Source organism: uncultured Vagococcus sp., assembly GCF_963518325.1.
In the GTDB taxonomy this organism is placed as follows: domain Bacteria; phylum Bacillota; class Bacilli; order Lactobacillales; family Vagococcaceae; genus Vagococcus_D.
The window spans coordinates 157,013-170,772 of sequence record NZ_CAUQJB010000005.1; the positions used below are offsets into that span (position 1 = coordinate 157,013).

Genomic DNA, 13,760 nt, shown 5'->3' on the forward strand with positions numbered 1-13,760 from the left:
GGAGAGAATGTCACACCCACTCCAACCTTTCTTTTAACCAGACGTACAAACCTGCCAGAAGCAAAGTAAAAAAACAGCAATGAGATAAATTAATCTCATTGCTGTTGCTGATTATTTAATTTAATCCCGTAAAATAAAGTACAGCGCACCAAACAGTAGCAGGATAATCACTAGCGCCACAAGAGTTGGCAAGAGGATGAACAAGAGCAAAATAAACGCTACTAAAAATAATAACACACTGACTCCCTTCGCTAAGTTAGCTCGACGAACTCTTTTGCCATTAATTTTTTTCGGCAGAACATACAATAAGTGACCTCTAAAGAGCAGCAAGGCTACGCCGGCGATTAGTGCTACTACTGCTAGCATTATCCACTTAAAGGATTTCACCTCAGGTACAGTCTCTTCAGGGGCCGTCAATTCCGGCTCATCTAAAGAAACATTGTTTGCTTTTACCGTGCTCATAACCACGTTCATCAAGCGGTTAGAACTTTTGACAGCAGCATCTTGGGTCGGTGCCCAAATCATCACACCCAAGGCCCCTAAGTCAATCGTATCTTGGACCTTTTTTTGAACAGTGGCCTTACTGTTAAAGAAATAGGTTTCCCCTGCAATTTCAATGCTGTCGCTAGTTGGCACCGCCGGCGATTCTGCGACAATTTTACTGTAAGTCACCACTGCACCATTTTCAGCTTTCCCATAAAAAGGAATCCCACCAACTAATTTGCCCATCTGATCACCACCCATTAGGGTATTCCAGTAATTCAGGCTATTCTTTTGCAAGTCTGCTGGTGAATGATTAGGGGCCCCATCAACTTGAGCATCGTAAGCCATAATGTTGACCCAATCGGCTTCCCGTAAGGCTTCAGGCTTAAAGTGATTCTCCCATCGTCCCGTGGCTTGTCCGTTCGAGGCCACTCCAGTTGGAACACAAATAGATAGCTTAATGTCATCACCTAATGCTTTTTTTAAATTTTTAATAAATTCAACATATTGATCGGCCTGTTCTTCGGCTGGATATTCCCAATCAATGTCGACAGTATCTAATTTATATTTATTGGCAAAGTCTAAAATCTCCCCAATAAATTTACTCTGATTAGCCTCTGATGTGGCTTGAACAAAATAATCACTTAGCCCCCAACCACCAATGCTGACACCTACACGAACATTTGCTTTATGGGCTTCAGTCACGAGTGATTCCAATTGCTCAGAATTACCACTTTCCGTAAACTTCAGACTTCCGTTAGTTTGTGGCACAACCGCAAAGTAATTGACATCTGTTAACTGATTAAAATCAATGGTTGCTTCAATAAATTTAGTATCATAGTCTGGTAAATAACCAATGGTTCTGAAATTAGATTCCGCAGCTATAACTTGAATGGGCGTAGCTAAAAATAACAATTGTACGAAACTCATTATCAATAGCAGACACCACTTAATCCCCATGTGCTTTCTCTTCATACACTACCCCTTGTAAATCGCAAGATTTGCGATTCTTATGATGTAAATCTACACTTGTTCCAAGACATTGCCCAATAGCAATCGTTGTCCTCCTTACATAATATACAATTATCATCTTTTTATCAAAATTATCGCTCTTTGTTATCTTTAAAGCTTGAACAAAAGCAGATGAATCTGCCTAGACTATTTTGCTGGAAATACTAACATTATACTTCAGATTTCCCAACATTCATAGACAAAATCGTCGATAATTGATAACAAGTCGGAATTAACCTTAAAGCCCAGCTAAAAAAATTAGACAACAATCCTTCCGAGATGCTATGATAAGGAAAATAACACAAGCCAAAGACAATAGCCTCACAGACACTCCTATTAAATAACTATTGAATTTAATAGGAGTGTCAATATAGTTCCGATAACAGCAACTGACAGCCCCCGTTTTTATTGACGAACAGGTGTCTTAAATCGGTCTATGTAGTTTTTACGGGATGTCTATTTCTATTTCTGGAGGGAATTTTATGACAATTGGCACTCACTTACACACAATCCGAAATCAGTTTGGCTACACCCAAGAAGATGTCAGCCAATTACTGGGGATTTCGCCTGAAACCCTGAGTCAGTGGGAAGACGACAAACGACGTCCCACTGAAACAAGTCTTGTCACTTTGAGTAGACTCTATCATCTCAATAACCAAGAATTGCTTGACCTGGCATCAGAAGAGCCAAAAGAAAGAGCCTTTCAAAAAGCGTTCGACGTTGTTAATCGCGCCTTCAGCCACTTTTCAAAAGAACAGTCACCTTCACTTGCCAAAGATGACTTATCAAAGATTCTGCAAAAACAGGGCTTGATCGTCCTGCCATGCCTTGCTGAGACCCAGCTGACCAAAGATCTCTTGTCTTCTTTGAAGAACAATTTAAACCTCCGCTACTATTACAATGTCCAATGGCTCTCCCTTAACGCCTTAGAAGCAAGAGAAATTGTCGCCAAAGAAAACATCGACATAATGATTTTCACCCCTGTCACGACTATTTTCACCGAACAACTGGCACAGGCTGCTGATAATTCTCCAGCCTTAATCAGCTTATCAAAAGAGCTTTATCAAGAGCTGACAACAACTTAAAAAAGTGGTTACGACTTTCTGCCGTAACCACTTTTTTGGCTTATACTTCCTCTAAATGTCCCACACTTTCCAGCTGGTCCTTCTTCGGTGTGTGTAACAACAAACAAAAACCAGCTGCAATAAAGGTGATTATCGTAGCCCCGATATAGGCGACTTGGATGCCGTGGATCGTGGCTGCTTGAATACTCGCAGTTGGATTTGCTTGAGCAAATCCAAGTGTCCCGCGACTCATGACAGTCACTAAAACGGCTGTACCAATTGATCCCGCAATTTGACGAATGGTATTATACATGGCAGAACCATGGGCCATCACATCTAATGAAAGAGCATTTAGCGCCTCTGTTTGAAGGGGCATTAGAGCTAACGCCAAGCCAAAAGAACGAACTCCTTGCATGGTTGCCAAATAAACTAGACTAGTCTCCCCAGAAATAAAGGTAAACATAAAGGTTCCAAGGGCCAGTAAAATCAAGCCCACAAAACTTAGGTACTTAGCTCCCATGCGATCATAAAGTGCTCCTGTTATGGGTGACATAAAGGCTGTAATTAAAGCGCCAGGCAGTAAGACCATCCCCGATGTCATGGGAGACACTCCTTGAACGTTCTGTAAGAAAATCGGTAACAGGATCATCCCTCCGTATAAACCCATGATAACCACAAAGTTGGTAATGGTTGAAATGGTGAATAAGCGGTTGTTAAAGACTTTAAAATTTAATAACGGGCTCTCGGTATGTGACTGCTGGTAAACAAACATACCTGTCACTACAAGGCCAATAATAATGTAACCTGCTACGTCAAATGTTCCCCATGATTTATCCCCAGCATTGCTAAAGCCAAGTAATAAGGTACCTAAACCAATGGTGGATAAAATAATTCCAGTCACATTAAATTTTGGAAAGCGCTGGACGCCAAAATTTTTCAAAGCAAAAAAGGCCACAATCACGTTCAGGACGCCCAAAGGTAAAACAATAAAAAAGATTGAGCGCCAGCTGTAGGACTGAACAATCCAGCCAGAAAGAGTTGGCCCAATAGCCGGTGCGAAATTCATCGCCAAACCGATAAAGCCCATAGCCTTGCCTCGACTTTTTAAAGGAAACATGTTCATTACGACCACCGTCATTAAAGGACTGATTGGCCCTGCTCCCAGTGCTTGTATCATTCTACCAGCAATCAGCATCGGATAATTCAATGATAGTGATGCCAGCAAGGTCCCTGCTGTAAAGACGATCATCGATGTTAAATAGAGATGACGGGTTTTAAAACGATCAATCAGGAAAGCTGTGGCAGGTATCATCACCCCACTGATCAGCATGTACCCGTTTGATAGCCACTGGCCTTGAGCCGCCGTAATATCAAAATCCCTCATAATGCTCGGTAAAGCGACATTCATCAGGGTTTGATTTAAAAAACTTAAAAAGGTTCCGAATAATAAAATTACCAGAACCGTAATATCTTGTTTGCTCTGCTTATTTTTCCCCACTTGCTAATCTCCTCTGTTTCAATAAATGAATAATATCTTGTTGCGTCTCATAAAAGGCCAGCAAACGACTTTCTTCTATTTTCCCTAATACAGCAAAATCCTGAATATAACCAGAATAAGTATTGGTTAAGGTCTCTTTGCCACTGTCAGTTAGAGACAACTCCAAGGTTCTTCGACTCTTTTGACTTTGCTCACGTTTCAAATAACCTGCTTGGACCATTTTTTCCACCACTGCAGAGGTAGTGCTGGCACTTAAATTGACCATTTTAGCCACTTCATGAAGGGAAGCTTGGGGGTGCTTATCCAGCATGTCTAAAATAAATAATTGAGTTGTGGAAATATTATAGGTTTTTGACTGCTCTTCCAACAGAGCCTGTGTTTCTTTCCGCAATTCCCTTAGAGACAATAAAATATCTCGAGTTAATTTCTCATTCACGCGATCGTTCCTCCCTAGCCAACAATTCCTTAGCGAACACTTCGTTACCGAATTGTTATTTTAAAAATATACTGCATTTCACAAAAAATGTCAACAGTTGCCACCTACTCTTACCAACTCTGTGAATTTCCCTTTTCAATTAAAAAAACCGAAAAAAAACTCTCCGGTTAATCACTTATTTAAATAGTAGTGTGGCTGACACTGCCTTCTTCCAGCCATCATACAACTGGGTTCGCTCCTCCTGGGCCATTTGAGGATGATACTCTTGCTCTAACTGCCAATTTTTGCGAATATCAGCCATGTCTCTCCAATACCCCGTGGCTAAGCCTGCTAAATAAGCAGCCCCTAAGGCCGTTGTCTCATTTACCTTTGGTCGGCTAATATCGAGATTTAAAATATCACTTTGAAATTGCATCAAAAAATTATTTTTAGCCGCACCACCGTCTACCCTCATACTGGTAATTGGCAAACCAGAATCTTGGAGCATCGTTTCCATCACGTCTTTTGTTTGATAAGCAATTGCCTCTAAAGTAGCTCTAATCATCACTTCTTTTGAGGTACCACGGGTCAAGCCGAAAATCGCACCACGAGCGTCTGAATCCCAATGAGGGGCACCTAAGCCAACAAAAGCTGGCACGACATAGACCCCATCAGAAGATGCCACTTTCGTTGCATAACGTTCCGTGTCTGCTGCTTTTTCAAACATCCGCAAGCCATCACGCAACCATTGAACGGCTGAACCAGCTACGAAAACACTGCCTTCCAACGCATACTGGACTTCATCCCCGATGCTAGCAGCAATTGTCGTCACCAACCCGTGTTCCGAATGAACTGGTTGATTCCCTGTATTCATCAAAATAAAACAACCTGTTCCATAGGTATTTTTAATATTGCCCGCTTCAAAACAGTTTTGACCGAATAGTGCAGCCTGTTGGTCTCCAGCTGCGCCGGCAATCGGAATCTCTTGACCAAACATGTGATAACTTACTGTCGTCCCATAAATCTCTGAAGAAGGTCGAACCTCTGGTAAAATAGTCTCAGGAATATCCAATAGTTCTAAAAGCTCCTGATCCCACTTCAGTTCGTGAATATTATAAATCATCGTCCGAGAGGCATTGGTAAAATCAGTCACGTGAACAGCCCCACCAGTTAACTTCCAAATTAGCCAAGAATCGATTGTCCCAAACAATAATTCACTGTTTTGCGCCCGTTCCCGAGCCCCTTCCACATTATCCAGTAACCACTTGATTTTGGTCCCCGAAAAATAGGCGTCTACTCGCAAACCAGTCTTTTTACTGATAAGTTCTTCATATCCGTCTGCTATTAACTGATCGGCAATGTGACTCGTTTGACGTGATTGCCAAACTAGAGCGTGGTAGATCGGCACACTGGTTTCCTTATCCCAAATCACTGTCGTTTCCCGCTGATTGGTGATGCCAATTGCTTCAATTTGTTGAGGACGAGTGTTTGATTCAATCAAAACTGAGGCTATAACGGCTTGGACCGTTAGCCAGATTTCATTGGCATCATGCTCAACCCACCCTGGTTGTGGAAAATATTGGGTAAATTCTTTCTGGGCGGTATGGTGCACCTCCCCTTTTTTATTAAATAAAATGGCCCGTGTACTGGTAGTGCCCTGATCAATCGCTAATATAAAGCGCTCTTTCCTCATTGCTCAATGTTCCCCCTTCTAAATAATCTCAACGCTTTGTCAGAATCCATTATTAATCCCTATTAACTAAATGATACTATACTTGCCTCAATAAAAGTAATATTATCTGGCTGATTTTTCGATTATTAAATGGACAATAGCCTGTCCACTGAGATTAATTTTTGAGTGAATCCAAGCCATACTTAATTATTTAGTTTGAACTCTCCTGCAAACAATAGTAAAATTATATTGATTGGTCTTTTTAATATTTATTTATTATCCTCTATTAAGGACAGGCTACTCTCTCAGAGCCTAACAGATTGATTAGAAAAGGAGTAACTTCATGGCAAATAGTCGTATAAAAGATTGGGTTTTACGTTTCATCAAAGGGATGTTCATCGGTTCTGGTTTTATTTTACCTGGTATTAGCGGTGGTGCTTTAGCAGCCGTCTTTGGTATTTATGAGCGAATTATCACCTTTTTAGCACATATCACTAAGAATTTTAAAGAAAATGTCATTTTCTTTATTCCCGTTGGGTTAGGTGGTTTATCTGGAGTTTTTCTACTATCCTTTGCCGTTAGTTTCCTCTTGGGCAACTACGAAAGTATCATTCTCTGGTTCTTCGTTGGTTGTATCATTGGAACTGTTCCTGCCCTTTGGAAAGAAGCGGGTAAACATGGACGCAATAACATAGATGTCATTATTATGGCTGTTACCTTTGTCCTTGGTTTAATTTTCTTACTTTACGGAAAAAATTTATTCTCTGGAAGTGTTGAACAAAATTTCTTCACTTGGATGATTGCTGGTGCTTTAATCGGTCTTGGGATCATCGTTCCTGGTCTAAGCCCCTCTAATTTTTTAGTTTATATGGGCATGTACAAAGCCATGTCAGATGGCATAAAGAACGTTGATTTTGGCGTCATCATCCCCATTGGAATTGGCGGACTGATTTGTGTCCTAGCTTTATCAAAAGTAATGGATTACATTTTTAGCAAAGCTTACGCCAAACTATTCCACTTTATTTTAGGAATCGTCTTTGCTTCAACCATTATGATTATTCCTACAGATTACAGCAGCTTCACCCCAGCTAACTACGCCGCAAGCTTCGCCCTTTGTATCGCCGGTGCCGCCCTTGGTTGGTGGATGAGCCGCTTAGAAGATCAATATAAAAACGATTAATCATTTATTTTAATTTAGCGACATGACGATTTCCACTACCGCCATGTCGTTGTTTTTTCACAAATAACAGCCTTCCGCACAAGTCGAAAAGACGCCCAAAACCTACCTCCAGAACAAAATAACCAAGCTTATTTTTCGCTTTTCTGTGAAATAGGCGTTATAATATAATCCATAGTAAGCGCTACCCCCATTTTTTTAGCGTAAAAGAAAGGATGTTTCATATGGAAATTTTCATTGAACTTGCACCAATTGCTGAAGGATACCTTGCCGAAATAGATAAGTTGCCTGATTTTGAACTTCGTGGCAACAATCAAGATGACGTCTTAACCTCTCTACCAGACGCTTTGAGACATTTTATTTCTGAATGGGAAACAGAGACTGACCCTAAAACGCTTAAATATCAAAAGGAATTTCCAATTGTTCAACGAATTAAATCTCGTGGCTTTTATCAGTCAACGATCTATCGGATTAAAGATGTCTTAGAACAAAAACAGTTAGAACAAATCGATTTAGAATTAATACATTGCTTACAGCGGAAAGATTACGAAGCATTAATGGCATAAAAAAAGCAGTTGAGACGTGTCTCAACTGCTTTTTTTAGTTAGTATCAACCTTTGCAGAGATCACTGTCAAGTTACCATTTCTGATTCGAATCTCATCGATTAAGTTTTTTTCATTTTCGATATCTTTGAATTTTACGACATAAGCAAGTTCATAGAGGCTGCCCATATTCGTCGTTTTAACACTTTCCATCGTAAATTCCTGTAAATATTTTTTAAAAAGATCATCAAATAAATTCGGGTAATCCAGCGTTTCGGGAATCATGATTTTGATGACTCGTTTTGCTGTCCGACCACTACCACCAAAGGAAATCGACTGCATCAATAATAATAAAATACTCAAAACCAAGGAGAAGGTAATAACATAAATAATATAACCAAAACCTGTAGCTATGCCAATACCGATGGCCCAAAGAAGGCTCATGGTTTCACGAGATTCACCAGTTTCAACGCTAACTCGCATAATCCCAAAGACACCTAATAAAATAATCGCCCGTGCCACATCGTCCTGAATCAACATCATCATAAACTGAATCAGCGATGGCAACACTAACAGGGCCACAATAAAGTTTTTTCGATAAATGTTGCGATGCATGCATACTAAGGCTACCATTATGCCCAATGCAAATGAGGTCACGGTGCATAATCCTAATTGAATCATATTAATACTATCCGCTTTATCCGCCAACAAACTCACTAACATAATTTTTATTCTCCTTACTAAATAAATGTTCTTTATACGTCACCATCAAACTTGAAAATGAAGATTCATAAAGGCTTAACTCTTCTACTAATTCTCTAAACCACTGAGGATGGCTGCCCTCACTTTTAACCGTCATTAAGACATTTAATGTAGGGTCGACAAACTCGCCAATGTTGCCTTTTTTCAAATCAAAATTTACTGTGCGCCATCGAATATTAAAATCAAAATCCATTTCTAAGCGACCTTTTTTTGTACAAATAGCGCTGATGCGATCGGAGGAAATAACTACTTTAGGCACTAGATTTCTACCAGAAACAAGGTATTCAATCTCACGACTAATTTGTGCTTCTACCCCTTCTTTTAGTATGTATTTCCGATAATCACGCAAGAAACTCTGGGCATTCACATAAGGGATTAGAATATTACGTAGGGATTTGCGACCGTTGAACTCTTTAACTATCTCCATGGCCACCAATGATTCTTTCATCAAACTCTCACTGGTTCTCATTCGAAATAACTCCTGGTAAACTCCCCCATCTTGAACTTCACGCATTAGTTCAAAGTCAGGGGTGTCAAAATAAAGAGCGCTCCGCTCATGGATCCCTTTTTGTTCCTCGACAAGATAGGGATAATTCCGCTTACGTAGTTGACTGTATTGTGCATAACTTAATTTGTATGTTGTCACTACTTTAGGTAGCTTACTCGTTTCAACCGCCATTAGTACCTAGCCTCCTTCTCTCTAGTTCACTGCCCTAGTGCGTTATTCACGGCATTAATAGTATTTTGAATGTATCATCTAAAAATACTATAGCACAAAAACATCAAAAAACAATCGTTTATTGAATATAATAACTAAAATAAACCCATTACATCCCTTTTTGATGCAATAGATTTATCTTTTATTTCTCTCTTAATCGCTCAATAATGTCAATATATTACTAACCTTCCAAACCATATTAAAAAAAACGTCTAAATATTTTTGGCAACAACTGTTCATTAATCAAATTCAAGTGATACCTGATATATATCGTAATCGGATTCTCCGGCTTTAGTAGCTCCAAATCCCCCCTACACCCTGATGCAAAACAGGCAGATATATTTCCGACACTCTTTTGTGAGACATGATTACCTCGTGAAATAGCTGCTGGTAACCGCCTAAGCGAAGTGCTGTTTCCTTCACATCGTACGTTCCTTCATGGACACTGTGATAATAAACTTCTCCCTGGAACCCAGATTCTTCCAAATAGGCGAGACAGGTCAGTAAGTTCATCTGACAAAACATATCTTCGCCAAGCCAAAGAACCACACACTGACAAGTCTGATTAATTAAGAGATCAAGGGTTATCAGCACTACCTCTCGATAACTCTCCAGTGAGACACCATGTCCCGCCGCTCTCAGCCGATTAAACTGTTCACCAAAAATCGGCAGAGTCCCTTGATTGACACACATCGCCTCATTAAAAAGAACATAAGTTGCTGCCCTCATTAACTTGTGGAAGGCAAACTCCTGATACATCATTTGGCCGTTTAGCACATGGAGAACCCGGTTGTCATAAAATCGATTTACGCCTGCTTGTAACTTTTGTGAAATATCCGTCTCGTCCCTCCTCTCTTTCCTTTAAGGAAATTTTGATATAGGTTTGAAGTGGCCGTGGGCGTCCACGAAATGCCCACGGCGTGACACCTAAGACCTCCTTAAACCCTCGAGAAAGGGCAGATTGGGATGTATAACCTGCATGGAAGGCAATCTCAATAATCCGTTGATCCGTCTCTGCCAATCTCTCACTGGTGATATATAAGAGGCGATATCGTTTAATGCTAACACCCGTAATTTGATGAAATTTGAATGAGCAATAATAAGGTGACCCCCCCATACGTTGGGCCAATTTTTCTAAAGTAAAAGCTGTCTTCTAAATGGGTTTCGACCCACTCAATCACCCACTCTACTGATTCTCTATCCATCTCACGTCCTCCTTCTTTGGTTGTGCTTATCGCCACCAGCAATTTGTCTTCTTAATCCAATAGATCGATTGATCATAAGTGAAGAAGCACCTACTAAGACTGACTTAGTAGGTGCTTCTTCAACCTAAAATGATGAACCTGGCTCCTTTAAAAATGCAACTTCTTCATCTGTCGAGGGTCGACCAAGAATTTGATTTCGATGAGGGTATCGGCCAAAGCGCCTTAAAATATCACGATGCCTTTTTTCAAAGGCCAAATTATTTTCCATGCCCGGCTCTGCAAATCGTTTTAATGCTTCTTCGTGAATCATTAATGATTCTGAATGCATCAGTGGCATAAATAAAAATGAACGTTCAATTTGTGACAACTGATCTAATTTTCCTGTAGCTATAGCTTCTTGTGTTAAAACCAACGCCATGCCATCACAAGCAAATGACTGAGGACAATCTCGAAATAAATTTCGGGAAAATTGATCTAAGACGATAATTTCAGCCAAACGACCTTTGATAGACTGTCGCCAATCAACTAATTCCCCCTGGCTGGCTTGTTGATGGCACGTAGCAAATCCTTGACGAATCGTTTCATCAAAGTCTGAGTCCTTTGTAAACCACTGACTTTCTTTTGACTCTGTGAACCAAAATTTTAAGACCTCTTGATAATCCATTTATCAACACTCCTTTCTCTCTGCTCCTTTAGCAAGTGCTAGCTAACTTATTTTTAATCTACTACACCATCTGCAGCAATAATTGGCTGGGCCCCTTTATCACTGATAATCGCCACTAATAAATTATTCACCAGACGAATCTGCTGATCTTGAGATAAGGTCATTCCTTGTCCTGTTAAATGCTGAATCGCTGACTGGGTAATGTCAACAGCACCCTCTACAATTAACTTCCGTGCTTTTAAAATTGATTTCGCTTGTTGCCGTTGCAACATGGCACTGGCGATTTCCGTCGAATAAGCCAAATGAGTCAAGCGAGCCTCAATGACTTCCACTCCAGCAACTGACAAACGCTCCTGTAGTTCAACCGCCAATTCTTCGGAAATCTCTCCCACATTCCCTCTTAGAGAAATTTCACCATCATCTCCGTCATAGGAATATTTCGTCGCAACATGTCGAATGGCTGTCTCACTTTGTATTTCGATAAAATTGGCGTAGTAATCCACTTCGAATAAAGCTTTTGCCGTATCCACTACGCGATATACAACCACTGCCGCAATCTCAATGGGGTTACCATCTAAATCATTCACCTTCATCTTAGCGCTGTTGAAGTTATTAACTTTTAAAGAAACTGTAGTTTTTTTACTCAAGGGAACGGTCATAAACAATCCCCCTTGACGTATCGTTCCTACATATCTGCCAAAAAAGGTTAATACTTTAGAGGTATTGGGACTAATTATCGTTAAAGACGAAATGAAGAGATAGGATACTAGCAATAAAAATATCCCTCCAATTACTTTTCCAACATTCGGAACCTCATCAATCGTCACCAGTCCTCTGAACAATAGATAAATACCTGCTACAACCAAGCCAATCATCACGATTAACCCTAAATAACCATTAATTGCGAACGCCTTTTTTTCTTTCATTTCGCTATCCTTCTTTCTTACTTCATCGAACGGAATAATTTGCGCTTCTAAACTAAATTATAGTGCTTTCTAACTTAAGACACAACCTTAGTGATTGCCTTTAATAAATAGCTAATCCTCTAAATAAGATTAAAAAAACTCGGAAACAAGCTGTTCATCACCAGATTAAACGAACATGGACACATTGTTATAATGTGGGTTATTTCACAACTCATTTAAGATAAAGTTTTCTATTACCTGTGTTTTAGCTTTATTAATATGGTAGAATAAAGTCGTATCGTTATTTTAACCGTACATTATTAAAACGGTAGACATAACGCTACAATAGTTAATAAAGGAGGAAGAAAATGAAAAAAGTAACAAGCATGCTGTTTATTGCACTCTTAGCCATCGGCTTTGTGACAACAGAAACAGTATCAGCAGCGGGAGCAATTTCAGCTGCTGAACAAGGGATTTTAGATGAGTTAAATGCTGGCGTAACAGCTGGAGGCGGTACTTTCTACTTTGAAGCTTCTGATATTATACAAGCTGAAAATGAGTTAAAAGCCAACGATTACAACACTGCAACAACCCAAGTAGTAATCGGCCATATCCAAGCTGCACGTCAATTAGTACTTGACAATTCTAAAGGTATTACCGCAACAAGTTTGAATAATTTGTTAGCCCAACTACCTAAAACTGTTCGTGATCAGATTTGGAATCACATCATCGCAGCAGCAGACGCATTAGATATGGCGGTTGCATCAAATGGGACATTGGTTAACAAAGCTGGTAAAACAGTCATTATTCCTAACACAAAAAGTAATCCAGTTGTAAAAGCTACGGGTGCTGATTATACAACTAGTTTTGCTGTATTTGCATTACTTATGATTGCGGCACTTGGGGCTGCAGTTGTCGGTAAAAAATACGCGGCTGCTTAAGGTGTTATGAAGCGTAAAATGATATGGGCATATCTCTATATGCCCATTCTTTTTGTCATTGTTGGTTATGGTACACTCTATCTCGTTTTAGCACCCTTCTTAAATTTCGTCACTTCCTCTGTCGATTTAATCTTATTAAACGAGGCGCCAACATTTGATACAAAAAACAAGTCACTGTTTGACGGTGCTAAAGTGGCTCAATCGCCAACTGACGCGCCTCAATCAATTCCATCATCGACGATTGATTATCCGTCAATTGGCGATCAATATGGTCAATTATTAATTGACAAAGTAAAGATAAAATCCCCTTTAACCTTTGGGGACCGGCCAGAAGATTTGCGGACAGGTGTTGGCCATTTTAATGGCAGTGTATTTCCTGGCGAAGAGGGGACTAGTCTGATTGGTGGTCACAACACGACTGACTTGGGAACCATGGACCTTGTTGAGATTGGCGATGTAGTAACGATTCAGACCCATTACGGCACTTATCTTTATACAATTACCCAAAAGAAAGTGGCCCGTTTTGATGATCCAACTGCCATAACTAGTCTGGCAACCAGAGATGACGGACACCACTTAATTCTCTATACGTGTTACCCCGTTGATATGATTGGGCTAACTGATGATCGTTTATTTGTTTACGCTGATTTAACATCAGGGCCTCTGATTGATTCCACTAACTAGAGCAGAACATAGGCGATG

At 40.0% G+C, this 13,760-nt stretch carries 16 protein-coding genes; 5 read left to right on the plus strand and 11 right to left on the minus strand.

Annotated elements, in window-relative coordinates; genetic code table 11:
• Positions 1-120 precede the first annotated feature (120 nt).
• Complete coding sequence (locus tag RWN13_RS06940; protein ID WP_314061748.1) at positions 121-1,458, minus strand: glycoside hydrolase family 18 protein; 1,338 nt, start codon at positions 1,456-1,458, stop codon at positions 121-123.
• Between the two features lie 518 nt (positions 1,459-1,976).
• Between RWN13_RS06940 and RWN13_RS06945 the strand changes: the two genes are divergently transcribed.
• On the plus strand, positions 1,977-2,579 hold the full coding sequence (locus RWN13_RS06945) for a helix-turn-helix transcriptional regulator (protein WP_314061749.1): 603 nt from the start codon (positions 1,977-1,979) through the stop codon (positions 2,577-2,579).
• Between the two features lie 40 nt (positions 2,580-2,619).
• Here RWN13_RS06945 and RWN13_RS06950 read toward each other — a convergent pair whose 3' ends face one another.
• From RWN13_RS06950 to glpK, 3 genes are all read right to left on the minus strand, one after another.
• Positions 2,620-4,056 (minus strand): MDR family MFS transporter, encoded by a 1,437-nt coding sequence (locus tag RWN13_RS06950; RefSeq protein ID WP_314061750.1) that lies wholly within the window; start codon positions 4,054-4,056, stop codon positions 2,620-2,622.
• Positions 4,043-4,492: a MarR family transcriptional regulator gene (locus tag RWN13_RS06955; RefSeq protein ID WP_314061751.1), complete on the minus strand. Its 450-nt coding sequence runs from the start codon at positions 4,490-4,492 to the stop codon at positions 4,043-4,045. The genes RWN13_RS06950 and RWN13_RS06955 overlap by 14 nt, the downstream gene beginning before the upstream one ends.
• 175 nt (positions 4,493-4,667) lie before the next feature.
• Entirely contained in the window at positions 4,668-6,164 is a 1,497-nt protein-coding gene (glpK, locus tag RWN13_RS06960; protein WP_314061752.1) for a glycerol kinase GlpK, read from the minus strand.
• Positions 6,165-6,486: 322 nt separating this feature from the next.
• On the opposite strand from glpK, the gene RWN13_RS06965 reads away from it, so the two are divergent.
• Positions 6,487-7,323 carry an undecaprenyl phosphate translocase family protein gene (locus RWN13_RS06965; RefSeq protein ID WP_314061753.1) on the plus strand — a complete coding sequence of 279 codons (837 nt, stop codon included), beginning with the start codon at positions 6,487-6,489 and terminating at the stop codon, positions 7,321-7,323.
• Positions 7,324-7,544: 221 nt separating this feature from the next.
• Entirely contained in the window at positions 7,545-7,886 is a 342-nt protein-coding gene (locus RWN13_RS06970) for a hypothetical protein (protein WP_314061754.1), read from the plus strand.
• A gap of 34 nt (positions 7,887-7,920) precedes the next feature.
• Here RWN13_RS06970 and RWN13_RS06975 read toward each other — a convergent pair whose 3' ends face one another.
• The 7 genes from RWN13_RS06975 to RWN13_RS07000 form a co-directional block, all read right to left on the minus strand.
• Entirely contained in the window at positions 7,921-8,586 is a 666-nt protein-coding gene (locus RWN13_RS06975) for a DUF4956 domain-containing protein (RefSeq protein ID WP_314061755.1), read from the minus strand.
• Positions 8,561-9,304, minus strand: coding sequence for a VTC domain-containing protein (locus tag RWN13_RS06980; RefSeq protein ID WP_314061756.1), 744 nt, complete (start codon positions 9,302-9,304; stop codon positions 8,561-8,563). Before RWN13_RS06980 ends, RWN13_RS06975 begins: the two co-directional genes overlap by 26 nt.
• Before the next feature lie 330 nt (positions 9,305-9,634).
• Positions 9,635-10,120 carry a hypothetical protein gene (locus RWN13_RS06985; protein ID WP_314061757.1) on the minus strand — a complete coding sequence of 162 codons (486 nt, stop codon included), beginning with the start codon at positions 10,118-10,120 and terminating at the stop codon, positions 9,635-9,637.
• Between the two features lie 16 nt (positions 10,121-10,136).
• A complete protein-coding gene (locus RWN13_RS23620) occupies positions 10,137-10,460 on the minus strand; it encodes a helix-turn-helix domain-containing protein (RefSeq protein ID WP_399553641.1) in 324 nt (107 codons plus the stop codon).
• Positions 10,405-10,548 (minus strand): hypothetical protein, encoded by a 144-nt coding sequence (locus tag RWN13_RS06990; RefSeq protein WP_314061758.1) that lies wholly within the window; start codon positions 10,546-10,548, stop codon positions 10,405-10,407. Before RWN13_RS06990 ends, RWN13_RS23620 begins: the two co-directional genes overlap by 56 nt.
• Before the next feature lie 124 nt (positions 10,549-10,672).
• Complete coding sequence (locus tag RWN13_RS06995; RefSeq protein WP_314061759.1) at positions 10,673-11,212, minus strand: DUF924 family protein; 540 nt, start codon at positions 11,210-11,212, stop codon at positions 10,673-10,675.
• Positions 11,213-11,265: 53 nt separating this feature from the next.
• Complete coding sequence (locus tag RWN13_RS07000) at positions 11,266-12,138, minus strand: SPFH domain-containing protein (RefSeq protein WP_314061760.1); 873 nt, start codon at positions 12,136-12,138, stop codon at positions 11,266-11,268.
• A 347-nt stretch (positions 12,139-12,485) separates the two neighbouring features.
• Here RWN13_RS07000 and RWN13_RS07005 point away from each other — a divergent pair, with 347 nt between their 5' ends.
• Both RWN13_RS07005 and RWN13_RS07010 read left to right on the plus strand, forming a co-directional pair.
• The gene (locus RWN13_RS07005; RefSeq protein ID WP_314061761.1) at positions 12,486-13,058 is read left to right on the plus strand and encodes a hypothetical protein; all 573 of its coding nucleotides are present in this window, start codon (positions 12,486-12,488) and stop codon (positions 13,056-13,058) included.
• 18 nt (positions 13,059-13,076) lie between these two features.
• A complete protein-coding gene (locus RWN13_RS07010; protein WP_314061762.1) occupies positions 13,077-13,742 on the plus strand; it encodes a class D sortase in 666 nt (221 codons plus the stop codon).
• Positions 13,743-13,760 lie beyond the last annotated feature (18 nt).